The sequence below is a fragment of the Streptomyces mauvecolor genome (genome assembly GCF_039532965.1).
GTDB lineage: Bacteria > Actinomycetota > Actinomycetes > Streptomycetales > Streptomycetaceae > Streptomyces > Streptomyces violascens.
On the sequence record NZ_BAAASQ010000002.1, the window covers coordinates 60452 to 76068 of the forward strand.

17 protein-coding genes are annotated in these 15617 nt (G+C 69.2%); 9 read left to right on the forward strand and 8 right to left on the reverse strand.

Features of this window, described 5'->3' with window-relative positions; all coding sequences use genetic code 11:
* Window positions 1–8: 8 nt before the first annotated feature.
* Window positions 9–476, reverse strand: a complete 468-nt coding sequence (locus ABD346_RS01000) for a hypothetical protein (protein ID WP_344370652.1) — start codon at window positions 474–476, stop codon at window positions 9–11.
* A 264-nt stretch (window positions 477–740) separates the two neighbouring features.
* Here ABD346_RS01000 and ABD346_RS01005 point away from each other — a divergent pair, with 264 nt between their 5' ends.
* The 4 genes from ABD346_RS01005 (at window position 741) to ABD346_RS01020 (ending at window position 3345) form a co-directional block, all read left to right on the forward strand.
* Entirely contained in the window at window positions 741–1121 is a 381-nt protein-coding gene (locus ABD346_RS01005; protein ID WP_344370653.1) for a hypothetical protein, read from the forward strand.
* Complete coding sequence (locus tag ABD346_RS01010; protein ID WP_344370655.1) at window positions 1118–2431, forward strand: putative adhesin; 1314 nt, start codon at window positions 1118–1120, stop codon at window positions 2429–2431. Before ABD346_RS01005 ends, ABD346_RS01010 begins: the two co-directional genes overlap by 4 nt.
* Window positions 2432–2510: 79 nt before the next feature.
* A complete protein-coding gene (locus ABD346_RS01015) occupies window positions 2511–2894 on the forward strand; it encodes a DUF4279 domain-containing protein (protein WP_344370657.1) in 384 nt (127 codons plus the stop codon).
* Window positions 2895–2916: 22 nt separating this feature from the next.
* Window positions 2917–3345, forward strand: a complete 429-nt coding sequence (locus ABD346_RS01020; RefSeq protein WP_344370658.1) for a hypothetical protein — start codon at window positions 2917–2919, stop codon at window positions 3343–3345.
* A gap of 178 nt (window positions 3346–3523) precedes the next feature.
* On the opposite strand, the gene ABD346_RS01025 is transcribed toward ABD346_RS01020, so the two are convergent.
* Window positions 3524–3976 carry a hypothetical protein gene (locus ABD346_RS01025; protein ID WP_344370660.1) on the reverse strand — a complete coding sequence of 151 codons (453 nt, stop codon included), beginning with the start codon at window positions 3974–3976 and terminating at the stop codon, window positions 3524–3526.
* A gap of 404 nt (window positions 3977–4380) precedes the next feature.
* Between ABD346_RS01025 and ABD346_RS01030 the strand changes: the two genes are divergently transcribed.
* Both ABD346_RS01030 and ABD346_RS01035 read left to right on the forward strand, forming a co-directional pair.
* Window positions 4381–5346 (forward strand): RimK family alpha-L-glutamate ligase, encoded by a 966-nt coding sequence (locus ABD346_RS01030; protein WP_344370661.1) that lies wholly within the window; start codon window positions 4381–4383, stop codon window positions 5344–5346.
* A complete protein-coding gene (locus ABD346_RS01035) occupies window positions 5343–6641 on the forward strand; it encodes an MFS transporter (protein ID WP_344370663.1) in 1299 nt (432 codons plus the stop codon). The genes ABD346_RS01030 and ABD346_RS01035 overlap by 4 nt, the downstream gene beginning before the upstream one ends.
* A 90-nt stretch (window positions 6642–6731) precedes the next feature.
* Here the strand turns inward: ABD346_RS01035 and ABD346_RS01040 are convergent, their stop codons facing one another.
* Together ABD346_RS01040 and ABD346_RS01045 are read right to left on the reverse strand one after the other, a co-directional pair.
* A complete protein-coding gene (locus ABD346_RS01040) occupies window positions 6732–7184 on the reverse strand; it encodes a hypothetical protein (protein ID WP_344370664.1) in 453 nt (150 codons plus the stop codon).
* 456 nt (window positions 7185–7640) lie between these two features.
* Complete coding sequence (locus ABD346_RS01045) at window positions 7641–9104, reverse strand: MFS transporter (protein ID WP_344371200.1); 1464 nt, start codon at window positions 9102–9104, stop codon at window positions 7641–7643.
* Window positions 9105–9500: 396 nt separating this feature from the next.
* Between ABD346_RS01045 and ABD346_RS01050 the strand changes: the two genes are divergently transcribed.
* Window positions 9501–9893 (forward strand): SH3 domain-containing protein, encoded by a 393-nt coding sequence (locus ABD346_RS01050; protein ID WP_344370666.1) that lies wholly within the window; start codon window positions 9501–9503, stop codon window positions 9891–9893.
* A 161-nt stretch (window positions 9894–10054) separates the two neighbouring features.
* Window positions 10055–10768, forward strand: coding sequence for a helix-turn-helix domain-containing protein (locus ABD346_RS01055; RefSeq protein ID WP_344370667.1), 714 nt, complete (start codon window positions 10055–10057; stop codon window positions 10766–10768).
* 37 nt (window positions 10769–10805) lie between these two features.
* Here the strand turns inward: ABD346_RS01055 and ABD346_RS01060 are convergent, their stop codons facing one another.
* The 3 genes from ABD346_RS01060 to ABD346_RS01070 form a co-directional block, all read right to left on the reverse strand.
* The gene (locus ABD346_RS01060) at window positions 10806–11474 is read right to left on the reverse strand and encodes a transglycosylase SLT domain-containing protein (RefSeq protein WP_344370669.1); all 669 of its coding nucleotides are present in this window, start codon (window positions 11472–11474) and stop codon (window positions 10806–10808) included.
* Between the two features lie 331 nt (window positions 11475–11805).
* Window positions 11806–12744: a zinc-binding dehydrogenase gene (locus ABD346_RS01065; RefSeq protein WP_344370671.1), complete on the reverse strand. Its 939-nt coding sequence runs from the start codon at window positions 12742–12744 to the stop codon at window positions 11806–11808.
* 65 nt (window positions 12745–12809) lie between these two features.
* On the reverse strand, window positions 12810–13274 hold the full coding sequence (locus tag ABD346_RS01070; protein WP_344370673.1) for a nuclear transport factor 2 family protein: 465 nt from the start codon (window positions 13272–13274) through the stop codon (window positions 12810–12812).
* Window positions 13275–13445: 171 nt separating this feature from the next.
* On the opposite strand from ABD346_RS01070, the gene ABD346_RS01075 reads away from it, so the two are divergent.
* A complete protein-coding gene (locus ABD346_RS01075; protein ID WP_344370675.1) occupies window positions 13446–14348 on the forward strand; it encodes a LysR family transcriptional regulator in 903 nt (300 codons plus the stop codon).
* A 63-nt stretch (window positions 14349–14411) separates the two neighbouring features.
* On the opposite strand, the gene trpS is transcribed toward ABD346_RS01075, so the two are convergent.
* Window positions 14412–15410 carry a tryptophan--tRNA ligase gene (trpS, locus tag ABD346_RS01080; RefSeq protein ID WP_344370676.1) on the reverse strand — a complete coding sequence of 333 codons (999 nt, stop codon included), beginning with the start codon at window positions 15408–15410 and terminating at the stop codon, window positions 14412–14414.
* Window positions 15411–15617: the final 207 nt, after the last annotated feature.

Sequence of the window (15617 nt, forward strand, 5' to 3'; positions counted from 1 at the left end):
CAGCGGGGTCAGGCGGCCTTGGGCTGGGCGGCCTGGGCGTGCTTGAGGGTGCGCAGGATCAGCCACTGGTCGCCCCAGGCCATCGCGGCACCGATGACCGCCATCACGATCCCGAGCGTGAGCTGCCCGGCAGCCGCGCCCAGCGCGAGACCGGCGACACCCAGCCCGTACCGGATGACGAACCGGACGACGAGGAGACCGAGCGCCAGGAACCGGGTCCGCTTGTTCTTCCACAGCGACTTCATGTACCGCATACGAGCCTTGAGAACCGTGAACGCCAGCACGATCTGCACGATCGCCACCACCGGAATCAACGCGTACAGCACCGGGTAGGCACGAGCGATGTCGAAGATCCCCGCGAAGAGCCCCACCAGCGGGAAGTACCAGTTCGGCAACCCCTTGAGCACGACACCCTCGACGCCAGACTCCTCGGCCTCGACCTGAACCGGCATCTCCATCACAACCGTGGCACTCATGGCGTTCCCCTCACCGTTTCCCACCGCCCGCCGGCCCCTTGCCGACACCACAGATACTCCCGCCGGGAAGGCATCCCACGGCAGAGCGAAGAATCCCGACTGCCACAGGACAAATGTCATCGCCGTCGACCGCCTCGGGGCGCACAGTGAGTTCGGCGTCATCGAGGACCACGGCCACACCCGCCAGCCGCAACCCCGTCGCGACTCAACTGAGGCCTCTGGTTAGGGTCATACGGCCGCGAAGACTACGGGGAGGGACATCCAGTGGGCGATGACGGCGAGATCCTCGACATCAAGACCGCTGACTTGAAGGCGACCGCACCGACGTTCCACGAGCAGAGCGTGGCGATGGAGCGTGCTCTGAGCACGCTGGCGGGATCGTTGGCCAAGGCGGGGGCCGCGTGGGGTGATGACAAGCCGGGCGAGCAGTTCCATGACAAGTACGGCCCGCTCATCGCCCGGATCGACAAGTCAGCCAGGATCGTCAAGGACGGGCTGGCCAGCATCAACCTGGCCATGGTCGACATGGCAGATGGGCACATCGACAACGACGCCCTGATCGGTTCCATGTTCCGCAAGCCGGTGCCGCGGCCCAACCAGCAGCATGATGACGCCGGAAACCGCGACGGGAGTCCGGGTCAGTGAGTGCCGGCGACAAGGTCCGGGAGATCGTCACTGACGTCACCGGTATCGAGTGGCCCGCCGGCGATGTGGGCAAGCTGCGCGACATCGCCAACGCCTGGCGGAAGTTCGCCGACGACATGGAGGACGTAGCCGCAGCCGCCAACAAGGCCGCCCAGGCGTTGATCCACAACAACAAGGGCGAGGCCATCGCGGCCTTCGCCGACCCGTTCTGGGCCCGCTACTACCGGGACAAGAAGGGCTGGCTCCAAGATCTCGTCGACGGTCCTCGTGACCTGGCGAAGGGGATCGACAGCTACGCCGACGCCGTGGCCGAGGCCAAGAAGAAGCTCGACCACGAGCTGGAGATCGCCGGAGCCACCATCGCCGTAGGCACCGGCCTCGCCTTCTTCACCCTCGGCATCTCCGAGGCGGCTGCCGCGGCTGCCACCACCGCGATCGTCGAAGTAGCCACCACCGCCGGTATAGCCCTCACCACCGAGGTCGCCACCATCGCGGGCACAGCTTTCGCCACCGCCGCCATCGCAGGCATCGAGTCCGTCACCGTCGACCTCGCCGTCGCCCAGCCACTCAAGATTGCCGCTGGATTGCAGGGCGGTTTCAGCCTCGACGAGGCAAGCGGCGCAGTTACCGACGGCATGCTCTACGGGGGCCTGTTCGGCGCCGCCGGCAGCACGGCTCAAGTAGGCGCCGAAGCAGGCGGTTTCAAAGAACTCTTCGGTACCCCACTGAACCTCAGCAGAAATCCTTTTGCACAGCTGCCGGGACAAGGGTTGCCAGGAATGCCGACGTCGGGGCGTTCACCGTTTGAGGTGAGCAGAGGGAGCAACCCCGCCGAACTGCCGTCATTCGCCGAAGTCAAACAAGCCGTAATAGGCAGCAACCCCAAGCCCATTGCGGGGAAATGGCCAGATACCGACGGCCGCTACTACGCGACGCGAGTACTGGAGGGCGGCCGACCGGACGGGGAAACAGTGCTGGCCGGGCATGGCTTCTACAAATCTGGTGCCGGAGATATCACGGTGCCTCCAGGGACAACCCTCTCTTTCTATATCGAGCACGGTAAAATGATCCCTGGACTAAATGGGGTAGCAGTGGAAGGCGGCTCCTATCCTGGAGCGGCAGTCGAGACGTTCCATCCGGGCGACAAAATACCGAACTATACACTTGGCCCGCCTGAAGCACTGGGACAGGGCGGATTCACCGTATACGAGAATTCGACTACAGTCGGCCGAAAAACCAGCTTGTCGGACCTATTGAAACCCGATATGGGAAATGTGCACTGGGCCGCATGCAGGGAGGAGGTAAAGTAGGCCCTGCTTGACTGGTAATGCAATTAATACGGGAGGGGCTTCGATGGGAAGCGACACTCACTCGACGTGGCCATGGGTAATGACCGAGGCCGCGCTCGTCATCAAAGGCGCCGACATGGACCCTGCTGTCGTCACACAGGAACTGGTGCTCAATCCGACCTCCACCCGAGCGCCTGGATACGACCGGTGGGATACGAGCGGTTCAACGGATGGGCGGTGGCGGCTTGAGTTCGATAACGATTACTCACGGGATTTCTCGTTGCAGATGGACGCGCTCTTGTCCGTCGCCGAGGACAAGAGGGCACAGATCGCGAACCTGGTAGCGCAGGGGTATGAGGCCATCCTTTCGGTGTACGGGTTCGCGGGCCATGACGGTTCCCTGCCGTTCACCGCAGAGCAGATGGCGCGTGCCGCGAGCATCGGGATCCCTCTCGTGCTGACCCCCAACTTGAACGAACGCTGAGCTTAGGCGCGGAGATACCAAATTGTCTGCACAGTCCTGGAAAACCGTTTCGACGTCGCTCGTGGTGACTCGAACCGTCCTCGACCCGCAAGCCATCAGCGATGCGCTTGAACTGCCTCGGGCAGGCAGCATCAGTGAGGCCGGCGTCGGCGTTGTCTCCCAAGAGGGCTGGTGGGCCCTCGTGTATTCGGAGACCAACTCCCCACGCCTGGAGCAGCAGCTGAAGTCGCTCGCGAGCCACATCCAACCGCGCGCCGCAAAGATCAGGGAACTGATCTCCTTGGGTTATTCGGTGCACATCGAAATCTCCGGGGTTGCCGAAACAGGCGACACCCTTTTCATTTCCCCTGCTTCCCAGCAGCAGCTTGCCGTCATGGCTCTTCCGGTGAGGTGCACGGTCCTCTCCGTTACAGGAGAGCCAGCAACTGACCCGCTGGATTGGCTCGACTGACGGGACAGGGTCCGGCGCCACTACCCCCGCACTCCGGGCCATCCACAACAGGACGAATCCGTGACGTACGACCTGATCCCGTCCCCGGGAAACAGGTCTGACGCCGGAAAGCACTGAACATGCCGGAGCCCCCGTCCTCCTGGGGGCTGGAGGAGCGGGGGCGCCGGGGGCAGCGAGGTCAGACGGCCTTGACCTGGGCGTGCTTGAGGGTGCGCAGGATCAGCCACTGGTCGCCCCAGGCCATCGCGGTACCGATGACCGCCATCACGATCCCGAGCGTGAGCTGCCCAGCAGCCGCACCCAGCGCGAGACCGGCGACACCCAGCCCGTACCGGATGACGAACCGGACGACGAGGAGCCCAAGCGCCAGGAACCGGGTCCGCTTGTTCTTCCACAGCGACTTCATGTACCGCATACGAGCCTTGAGAACCGTGAACGCCAGCACGATCTGCACGATCGCCACCACCGGAATCAGCACGTACAGCACCGGGTAGGCACGAGCGATGTCGAAGATCCCCGCGAAGAGACCCACCAGCGGGAAGTACCAGTTCGGCAGCCCCTTGAGCACGACACCCTCGACGCCAGACTCCTCGACCTGAACCGGCATCTCCATCACAACCGTGGCGCTCATGGCGTTCCCCTCACCGTTTCGCACTGCCCGCCGGCCCCTTGCCGACACCACAAATACTCCCGCCGAAGAGGGGCCCCGCGGCAGAGCGAAGAATCCCGACTGCCACAGGACAAATGTCCCGGGAGCCGACCGGTGCCCCCCAATGGCCGACGGCACGGGACGAGGCCGAGGCTTCTCTTCGCGTCGGCGGTGGCCTGAGACACACTCACCCATATGCCACAGAGCGGGAGTTATTAACGCTATGAAATGCCAATCAGTGTGTACGTTCAGTGCGGTCAGCGGATCGGAGGGATCCACCCTCGCCGGGCCCGAGCGCCGCGTACGACGGGCACTCCTGAGGCAGCCCCGGCCGCACCCCGGCGGCCCGGACTGAGTCCGCGTACCTGGTGGGTGAGGGGAGTTGGGTGTCCGTGGCGGATGTCGAGTCGACCGGTGGTGAGTGCCTGGGGGGGCGTGCGGCCGAATTCTGGTTCGTCCTGGGGGCGGGCCTGAAGGGACGGGAACTGACGGGACGTATCGCGGAGGCGTTCTCCTCGGAGTTCGGTGACCGGTGTGCCGTGGTGTGCAGCAAGGATCTGCTGATGGCCGTGCAGGGCGGGCGGCCGGCGCTGTTCGACCTGGACGGGTGCGAACTGGCCGCGCCGAAGCTCGCGTACGCACGGGTGTGGACGCCCGCGGCGCGCACCGACCGCGAGATCACGCTGTTGCGGCACCTGGAGGCGATGGGAACCGTTCTGCTGAACCCGGTCGATGCGGTGCTGGCATGTCTGAACAAGTTCTGGCACCTGCAGCAGCTCGCCCTCGCGGGCCTTCCGGTGCCCGACACCTGGACGTACGCCGATGCGCCGCTGGCGGAGGCGATCCGGGCCGGGGCACCGCAGCCGTGTGTCGTGAAGGCGGTGCGCGGCCACCGCGGCGAGCAGGTGTTCCTGGCTCCCCACCGGGCGATGCTCCAAGGCATCCAGGGCAGCCTCGGCCAGGACAGCCCGTACCTGTTCCAGGAGTATCTGGAGTACTCGTACGGGCGTGACCTGCGGGTGATCGTGGTCGAGGGCCGTGCGGTGGCGGCACAGGTCCGTACCGCGCCGGACGGGGAGTTCCGGTCCAACCTGGCGCTGGGCGGGACCGCGCGGGTGTGCACGGGCCGCTATCCGGAGGGCGAGAAGCTGGCCGTGCGGGCCGCGGAGGTGCTGGGCCTGGGCGTGGCGGGGGTCGATCTGCTCTTCGCGCCGGGCGGCGGCTTCACCCTGTGCGAGGTCAATGCGAATGTCGGCTGGCGACCCGCGATGCCGGGCGTCACCCGGGCCGTCGTGGCGGCCTGCCGGACCCGCCTGCGCGCGGCAGCCCAGAAGGTGCCTGCCGTCTGGTGAACATCGACTCCTCGCCGGCCAGGAGATGGGCCCTGCACCTGCCGTCCCGCCCGTCGCGGCGCTGGCCCCTGCTGAAGAGCCCCAACTTCCGGCTCTTCGCCCTCGGCCAGACCGCGTCCAACACCGGAACGTGGATGCAGAAGGTGGCCCAGGACTGGCTGGCCCTGGAGTTGTCGCACGGAAACGGGACCGTCCTCGGCATCACCACGGCCCTGCAGTTCCTGCCGCTGCTGATCCTCGGCCCGTACGGCGGCGTCCTCGTGGACCGGTACTCGCGGCGGCGGATCCTGATGGTCACCCAGGCGGTGATGGGCGTGATCGCGCTGGCTCCCGCCGCCCTGGTGGTGACGGGCACGGTGGACCTGGACGCCCTGTATGCCCTGGCCCTGGCGTTCGGGCTGACCATGGTCGTCGAGAAGCCGGCCCTTCAGGCCTTCATCGCGGAATCCGTGGGCCCGGGCCAGCTGGTCAGCGCCCTGGCCTTCAACAGCGCGGTCCTCAACCTCGCCCGCATGGCGGGCCCGGCGCTGGCCGGCCCCCTCATCGTGGTGTGCGGCCCGGCACCGGCCTTCGTGGCCAACGCGCTGTCCTACCTGGCCGTGGTCGTCTGCCTGCTCCGCATGGACCCCGCGTCCCTGAACCCGGCCCCGCCCACCACCCGCGCGGCGGGCCAGGTGCGGGCGGGGCTGCGTTACGTGGGCGACCACCCCGATCTCGCACGGACGCTGGTGCTCGTCGCGATCGTCGCCGCATTCGGCATGAACTTCCAGATCACCACCGCCCTCATGGCCACCCACGTCTACCGGGCACCGGCCGCCACCTTCGGACTCGGCAACGCGGCACTCGCCGCCGGATCCGTACTCGGCTCCCTGCTCGCCGTCCGCTACCAGCGGCCCAGCGGCGGCCACATGGCAGCCGCGGCGACGGTCTTCGGCGTCCTGGAAGCAGCGAGCAGCCTGATGCCGGATCAACTGGCCTTCCTCCTCATGCTGATTCCTACGGGCACGGCACTGTTGGTGTTCCTGACGGCCGCCAAGGCCCGGCTCCAGCTCGGCGTCGGCGACGACATACGGGGCCGGGTGATGAGCCTGTACATGCTGGCCTCCCTCGGCACGACACCCCTGGTCGCCCCCTGCATCGGCTGGCTGGCCCACGCCGCGGGGCCCCGGGCCGCCCTGGCCCTGGGCGGGGCGGTGTCAGCGGCGGCGGCGGTGACGGTCGGCGTGCTCCACCGGAGGCCGTCGCCCCTGACGAACGGCCGCCCGCCGGTCACGACACCCGCCCCGGCGCGGTGACGACGCCCTTCCGCAGACTCGGCCCCTGAACATGCCGGAGCCCCCGTCCTCCTGGGGGCTGGAGGAGCGGGGGCGCCGGGGGTAGCGAGGTCAGACGGCCTTGACCTGGGCGTGCTTGAGGGTGCGGAGGATGAGCCACTGGTCGCCCCAGGCCATCGCGGTACCGATGACCGCCATCACGATCCCGAGCGTGAGCTGCCCAGCGGCCGCACCCAGCGCGAGACCGGCGACACCGAGCCCGTACCGGATGACGAACCGGACGACGAGGAGACCGAGCGCCAGGAACCGAGTGCGCTTGTTCTTCCACAGCGACTTCATGTACCGCATACGGGCCTTGAGAACCGTGAACGCGAGCACGATCTGCACGATCGCCACCACCGGAATCAGCGCGTACAGCACCGGGTAGGCACGAGCGATGTCGAAGATCCCCGCGAAGAGCCCCACCAGCGGGAAGTACCAGTTCGGCAGCCCCTTGAGCACGACACCCTCGACGCCAGACTCCTCGACCTGAACCGGCATCTCCATCACAACCGTGGCGCTCATGGCGTTCCCCTCACCGTTTCCCACTGCCCGCCGACCCCTTGCCGACACCACAAATACTCCCGCCGGAGAGGGGCCCCACGGCAGAGCGAAGAATCCCGACTGCCACAGGACAAATGTCCCGGGAGCCGACCGGCGCCCCCCAATGGCCGACGTCTCGGTCCGTTGAGCATCCAGCCGAGCAGGCCGAGGACGAAACGGTGCGCGCTGTCGGCGTCGGCGCCGAAGTGCATCGGCGCGGCAAGGCCTTCGACATGCGGCTCGCGGAAGCCCGCCTCGGTGAGCAGCCTGCGGGCCCGGCCGGGTCGGAAAGCCCGAACGGGCCGGTCGTCCCGGGCCGATCGCCGAGGCACCGAGGAAGCGGTCCCGGTAGCCGCGCAGCGCGAGGTCGAACTGGTCGGCGTTACGACCCAGTGGACGACAAGCCCGGGTGATCCGGTGGTCCCTCCCCCACCCCCCTCACATATGCACCACCCCTTCCGAAGGCCCGACCGCCGGGCGTGGCGGGCCCTTTCGGTACAGGATCACCGACACCACCAGGCCCAGCGCGAAGAACGCCGCCGACCACCAGTACGCCGTCGAGTAGCTGTGCAGCTGGGCCTGGACCCTCACCGCGGGGGTGGGCCGGCGGCCCACCAGATAGTTCGTGGCCGCGCTCGTCGCCAGCGTATTCAGCAGCGCCGTGCCGATCGAACCGCCCACCTGCTGGCTGGTGTTGACCATCGCCGAGGCGACGCCCGCGTCGTGCGCGGCCACCCCCGCCGTGGCCATGCTCATCGCCGGAGCGAAGATCAGGCCCATACCGACGCCCATCACCAGCAGCGGGGGCAGCACATGCCCGGCGTATCCGCTCGTCGCGTCGAGCGCCGTCATCCACGCGAGCCCGGCCGCCCCCAGCCCCATGCCCAGCGGCACGATCGGCTTCGCGCCCAGCCGGGGGACCAGTTTGTTCTGCGCGACCACCGAACTCACGATCATCGCGAACACCATCGGCAGGAAGGCGAGCCCGGTCTTGACCGGCGAGTACCGCAGGATCTGCTGGAGGTAGTACGTCAGGAACAGGAACACGCCGAACATGCCCGCGCCCGAGATGAACATGACCAGGTACGAGGCACCCCGGTCCCGGTCCAGTACGACGCGGAGGGGGAGCAAGGGGTGCTTCGCCCTTGTCTGCCATGCGGCGAATGCCATCAGGAGCACGCCGCCCACCGCCAGGAATCCCCAGGTCTGCACCGAACTCCACGCGTGCGTCTCCGCGTTGGAGAAGCCGTACACGATGCAGAACAGGCCCGCCGAGACGAGGACCGTGCCCGGGATGTCGAGCTTCGGGCGGTCCTGCGGGGCCCCCGGGTGCAGCAGGCGCAGCGCGCCGAGGAAGGCCAGCGCGGCGAAGAGGAGGTTGACGTACAGGCACCAGCGCCAGTCGAGGTACTCGGTCAGCACTCCGCCGAGCAGCAGTCCCACCGCGCCGCCCGTACCCGCGACCGCGCCATAGATGCCGAACGCCTTCGCGCGTTCCTTCGGATCGGTGAATGTGGTGGTCAGGAGTGAGAGGGCCGCCGGTGCCAGCAGCGCGCCGAACACGCCCTGCAGGGCCCGGGCGGTGACCAGCACGTCGAAGTTGGGCGCCGCGCCGCCGATCGCGGAGGCGAGCGCGAAGCCGACCAGGCCGGTCAGGAAGACGACCTTGCGTCCGACGAGGTCGGCGATCCGCCCGCCGAGCAGCAGCAGCGAGCCGAAGGCCAGCGCGTACGCCGTGACGATCCACTGGCGGTTTCCGTCGGTGAAGCCGAGATCGCGCTGCGCGGAGGGCAGCGCGATGTTCACGATGGTCGCGTCGAGGACGACCATGAGCTGGGCGAGCGCGATCACACCGAGGACGAGCCAGCGGTGCTCGTGCCTGGCCCCGGTGTGCGGGGCCATCGGCGGCGGCACGCCTTCACGGGCGTACGCGACGCCCGGCGGCGGAGCGGTGCCCGGCTGCGGGGCGGCGAGCGACCTCGGCCGCTCGGACGCGGCCGCTATGCGCTCGGCGCGCCCTACCTCGACAGAGTCCTTGGTGTGACGGCCCATGTGCCGGTCTCCTCGGTGGTCTCCTGGACCCCTTCCTCACGCTAAGTGAGGCCCAGGCGTTCCGCCACGCGAGTGAACGCGGGCCCCGCGAGCGCCCGTACGCGCCTGCCGTGCCGGGCCCGGCCCCGGCGGCACCGTCCCTATTCGTCCCAGGCACGGCTGGGACGAATTCCGCCGTTGCTCCCCGGACACAGTTGCTGACACAGGGTCACTTACTCGGGGACCCCGCACCTTGGAGAGACACACATGAACCGAAGCACCGTGCGTAGCGGCGTCGTCGCCGTCGCCGCCCTGCTCGCGCTGTTCCCGGCCACCGCGATGGCCGCGACCCCCGCCGCCGCGTCCGCCGCCCCGGCGCAGGCGACCGTTGCCACCGCCCATCACCACCACCGGATCCACGCCCGTGGTGTGGTGGTCACCGCGTACGGCCACCGGCTGCACATCCGCTCCGGCGCCGGCACCTCCTACCGGACCACCGGCACCCTCCGCTCGGGGCGCAAGGTGTATCTGACCTGCAAGACGAACGGCACCTCGGTGCACGGCAACCGTGTCTGGTACCGCCTGGCCGGACACCACGGCCGTTACGTCTCCGCCCACTACGTACGGGTCCCGGCCGGGTCCTCCCTGCCGTGGTGCTGAGCACCGGGATCTGACGGTCGGGCCCTGACCGTCGGGGACTTGCGGTCGGGGCCCGACCCACCACCTCGCCCGTTCGCCCAAGGGGCCGGAGCTTGACTCCGGCCCCTCTGGGGTACAGATGCCCCCGGAACAGGATGTTGTGGACTTTTGGGAGGGACCGCGTGGCCCAGTGGCGACAGCTGCCCGAGTCGACCCGACCCGAACTCAGGCTCCTCGTCGAGGAGTTGAGGCACCTCAAACAGACCTCGGGCCTGAGCCTGGCCGGTCTGGCCACCCGAACCGCGTACAGCAAATCCGCCTGGCACCGCTATCTCAACGGCGACAACCTCCCGCCGCGCGACGCGGTCGACGCCTTCGGCGCCCTGGGCGGCGCCGAGCACCACGCGCGTCTCCTCGACCTCTGGGAACGCGCGGTACGGCCCCCTCGGCCCACCGCCTCGCCGCAACCGGAGCCGGAGCTGCCCGGGGCGCCCTCCGCCCGCCGCCCCCACCGCCGCACGATCACCGTCGCCGCCGCGCTCGCGCTGGTCACCAGCGCCGCCTGGGCCGCCCTGCCGCACCATCACGAAGCGGCCCCGGGCGCCCCCGCGCCGACCGCCTGCCAGGGTGCGAGCTGCCAGGGCGACGCCCCCTCCGCCTCCCCCTGCCGCACCGACGCCCGCACGCAGAGCGCCCTGACCACGGCCTCGTACGCGGTGAGGCTCCGCTACAGCCCGTCCTGCGACACCATCTGGTCCGAAGTACGCAACAGCTCGACCGGCGCGGACACCGAGAGCCCGATGCTGGTGGCCCCCGACCCGCAGCAGGCCGAGGCGTGCGCGGAGGTCAACCACAAGATGCTGTGCACGGGCGACGTGCCGCCGGGACAGCCCTGACTTTGGGCCCGCTGCTCGAAGACGCGGCCGAAGAGCCCTAACCCCCGACGGCCGTCCCCGCCTTCTTCCAGTTGTCCCGCAGCCGCGTCAGATAGTCCGACGCCTGGCTCCCCGTCTTCGCCCCCCGCGCGAACGCCGCCATATTGCCGCCGCCCGCGTTGTATCCGAGCGCCATCAGCTCCTCCCGCGTGTACGAACCCGCCCAGTGCGAGGGGAGCTGCGCGGACATGTCGTGCAGGTACCAGGCCGCCGCCTCCACCGCGAGCGCCCGGTCGTCCGGCAGCTCCTCCCACTTGCGGGACGCGAAGTCCCGCCCCCGCTTGGTCTGGTCGAACGCCGCCCGGTGCATGTTCGCGATGCCGAACGCCGCGTCCGGCTTGTACTTCTGCCAGCTCCGCTCGAAGGCCGCGTCGTGCGGCTTGTAGTCCTCGTTGTAGAGGATCGCCATCAGGAGCTGCGCACTGACCCCGGCCTTCTTCGCGTACGTACGGACCTGGGGTGCGTAGTCGGCGGGGTCGTACGAGCCACTCGGCGAGGACGGGGCGGGTGACGGCTTCGCGGACGAGGACGCCCCGGCCGGCGGTGTACGCGCCGGGCTCCCCGAATCCGAGCCCAGCAGCCCGACGTGTACGCATCCCCAGCCGATGAGCGCGGCAATCGGAAGCAGCAACCACTGGGCACGCCCGCGCCTGCGCTGTTCAGCCATCGCCACCCTGTCTGTCGGGTCCGGGCCCGTCGCGCCCGTTCCAGGAAAGCCCAGTCTAGGAAAGCGCCCTTCGAAGCGACCCGACTGCATGAGGGGGAATCACTCCCCCCAATCAATGCCGAGGGGGAATGTGCGGCCCTGTTGGAGTGTGGGAGGTGTGGGGGTGCGAGTGGCGACGCACCGGGCCCCGTGGGCCACTGTCGCCGCCACTCCCCCGTCCGCTCCCCCGTGCCCTTTCAGGTTCTCGCACGGCACGACCCGTTCCATCCCCCGAGCGAACCATCCGTCTCCCCCGCGCGGGGGAGCCGTTCCGGCGGCTGCTCGCATACCGTCAGGACAAGGTGAGTACGGCATTTCCGCGCACCTTGCGGGCCCGCAGGTCGGCGATGACCTCGGCCGTCCGCGACCAGTCGCGGACCGAGCCGATCTCGGGGTGCAGCCGCCCGGCTTCGACCAGGCGGACGAGTGTGGCGAGGTCGGAGGCGTACGACGTGTCGGAGGAGGTGTAGTCGAAGTGAGCGAGGCGGGCCTGGTTCGGGCCCTTGAAGAAGTCGAAGAAGTTCAGGGTCACAGGGGTGCGGCTGGCCTGGCCGAACCAGACGAGCAGTCCTCCGGGGGCGAGGCGGGCGAGGGCCGCGGGGAGCGAATCTCCGCCGACCGATTCGAGGACGATGTCATACGGCCCCTCGGCCTCGGCTACGGCCGTGACCAGCTCGGTCGCGCCCAACTCGACCAACCGGGCGCCTCGTTCGGGGGTCGCGACGACGGCGGTGACGGCGGCGCCCGACGACGCGGCGAGCTCGGTCACATAGTGGCCGACGCCGCCGCTCGCGCCGGTGATCAGGACGCGGCGGCCGGCGACGGGGCCCGCCGCGCGGAGCAGCCGCAGTGCGGTCATGCCCGCGAGCGGCAGAGCTGCGGCGGTCACGGCGTCGACGCTGTCGGGGAGTTGGGCGACACTCGCGCTCGCCACCGCGACCCGTTCGGCCCATCCGAACGCGGGCGGGTGCGCCACCACCCGGGTGCCCACAGCGGGGCCGCTCCCGTCGGCGGCGGGGCGTACGACCGTACCGGCCACGTCCTTGCCGGGCCGCCAGCCCGGCCACGTTCGGTCGAGCTGCCCGTCGAGCTGGAAGGTCTCGCCCCGGTTGACCGAATACGCCTCGACGGAGACGACCAACTCATCGTCGGCGGGACCTGGTTCGGGTGCCTCACCGAGGACGACGGGCTTGTCGGCCTCGTCGGGAGAGCCGGGCAGTAGGGCCTTCATGACGTTTCCTCTCGGAGGCTCGGGGGTGGGGGGTGGGGAGGGGTGGGGGGTGGGGGCCCCAGGGGTCAGACGAAGACGACGTTCTTGGCGTGCAGGGTGTCGAAGTACTCGCGCACCTCGACGATCCGCCCGTCCCGGACGGTGAAGATGGCCAGGCAGTGCTGGTCGTACGGCAGGCCCGACTTGGCGACGGCCCGCGTGTTCCACTCGGCGAGGACCCGCTCGCCGTCGGCCATGACACCCTCGAATTCGAGCTCGAGCGACTCCGCGTCGAGCCGCGACACCATCGCCGGGATGAACTCGTCGAGGATCGCGCTGGGGCCGACCCAAGTCCGCGACAGGGGCAGGTCACCGGCGAGCGTCCAGGTCACGTCCGGCGCGAAGAACTCCCGCAGGGCGTCGAAGTCGCCGGTGGTGAGGGTGTCCATGTAGTTGAGGATCACGGCGCGGCTGGCCTCGGTGGTGCTGGCGGTGGCGGCGGCGTTCGCAGGGGTGGTGGTGTCCGCGGGGGTGCTGGTCGAGGTGGTCATTTCCTGCTCCCTGGGGTGGGTTTCGCCGAGGTCTCCGGGGTTGTCCGGGGTGCCTCGTTCCGACACCTGAACACTAGGAAGGGGGCGTGTGCGGAGGGAAAGACCTGTTCGGGACCGCCCCATGCCGTACCGGCATAACGGCTGCTCACCCACGGTCGTAAGCTGCTCGGCATGTCCGAACTCCGTCGCCTGCGCTACTTCCTGGCCGTCGCCGAGGAGCGGAACTTCACGCGTGCCGCCGAACGTCTGCACATCGCCCAGCCCGCGCTCAGCCGCCAGGTCCGCCAGCTGGAGCAGGAGCTCGGGGTACGCCTCCTGGACCGCACCACGCACTCCGTCGAACCGACGGAAGCGGGGCGGCTGTTGATGGAGCGCGGGGCGGAGCTCTGCGAGTCGGCGGACCGGCTGTGGCGTGACGTGCGCGGCTTCGCCGAGTCCGAGCGGGACGCGCTGACGCTGGGGTACAGCACGAGCACGGGGTACGGGACCGCGCCCGCCCTGCTCGCGGCCCTCGCCTCGGCGCACCCTCACCTCGCGGTGACCACCCGGCTCCTGCCCACCGCCGACATCGTGTCCGGGGTGACCGACGGCACGCTCGACGCAGGCCTGGTCAGGTGCCCGCCCCCGACCCCGGAGCTGGTGCGCACGGTCGTACGCCTCGAACCGCAGGGGGTGCTGCTGCCTTCCTCGCACGCGCTGGCCGCGCGGGATGCGGTCGCGGTGTCCTCGCTCGCGGGCGAGCGGCTCCTCGTCCACCCGCGCGAGGCGAACCCGGGGCACTTCGATGCGATTCTGGGGATCTTCGAGAGGGCGGGGATTTCGCCCCAACTCCTTTTGCGGCAGCTGTCGTTCGACGCGGCGCACACGCCGGTGGCGCGAGGGGAGGCGGTGTCCGTCCTGGGGGAGTCGGCGGTGGACGGGCTCCCTGCCACGCTGGTGTGGCGCCCCCTGCGCCCCTCGGCCACGATCGAGCTCCATCTCCTGACCCGGGGGCGGGGCCGTCGGCCGGCCGTCGCCCATCTGCTGCGGACGGCGTCGGAGACGGCCCGGAGTGAAGGGTGGCTGCACGCGTAGGAGCTCCCGCGTCCCGCGCTTCGGCTGCGGCCCGGTGGGGGCTGGTCGCGCAGTTCCCCGCGCCTAGGGCATCCGGAACGTGCCCATCGCCTTCCTCACCTCGTCCAGCGTGGTCTCCGCGATCTCGTTCGCTCGCTCGTTGCCCTCGGCGATCAGCTTGCGTACGTACGCCATGTCCTGCGCGTATTCGGCGCGCCGGGCCCGCAGCGGGGCGAAGTGGGTGTTGACGGCCTCCGTCACCGTTGCCTTCAGGGCCGCCGAGCCGCCGTCGCCGATCGCGGAGGCGACCTCGTGCGGGTCGCGGCCCTGGCAGAGGGCTGCCAGCAGGACCAGGTTGCTCACCTCTGGGCGGTGCTCCGGGTCGTATGAGATCTCGCGGATCGTGTCCGTTTTCGCGGATCTGATCAGGCGGGCCGTTTCGTCCGAACTCGCCTTCAGAGCAATGGAGTTGGACCTGCTCTTGCTCATTTTCGTGCCGTCCGTACCGAGGAGGAGCGGGGCGTTCGAGAGCAAGGTGCGCGGTTCCGGGAAGACCGGGCCGTACCGCTCGTTGAAGCGGCGGGCGATCGTGCGGGTCAGTTCCAGGTGCGGGACCTGGTCCTTGCCGACCGGGACCAGGTTCGCCTTGCAGAACAGGATGTCGGCGGCCTGATGGGCGGGGTAGGTGAACATCAGGCCCGAGACCGCTGCTTGGCGGGAGTGCGCGATCTCGTCCTTGACGGTGGGGTTGCGGCTCAACTCCGCTGCCGACACCAAACTCAGGAAGGGGAGCAGGAGTTGGTTCAGGGCCGGGATCGCGCTGTGGGTGAAGACCGTCGATCGCGTCGGGTCCACGCCCGCTCCCAGGTAGTCCAGGACCACGTCTTCCACGTTTTCCGTCAGGCGCTCCGCCACGTCTCTGTCCGTCAGCACCTGGTAGTCCGGGATGACGAGGAAGAGGTCCACGCCCTCGTTCTGCAGGCGGACCCGGTTCTGGAGGGTGCCGAAGTAGTGGCCCAGGTGCAGGGGGCCGGTGGGGCGGTCGCCGGTCAGGATGCGGTCGGTGGTGGTCGCAGTGCTCATCGTGGGCTCCTCGTGGGCAGTGGGGTGGGGGCGGGCCTGGACGGCGCCCCCTGCGCAAAGCCGGCGAGGGCAGCAAAAAGGGCCGTCCAGTGATGAACGGCCCGCTGACGTTGTCGCGCGTGTGAGTCGTGGCCGCTCCTAGGAGGAGCGCCACCAGCAGAGGTGAGTACGGCACTGCGACACGGACGACATGGGTTCACTGTAGCC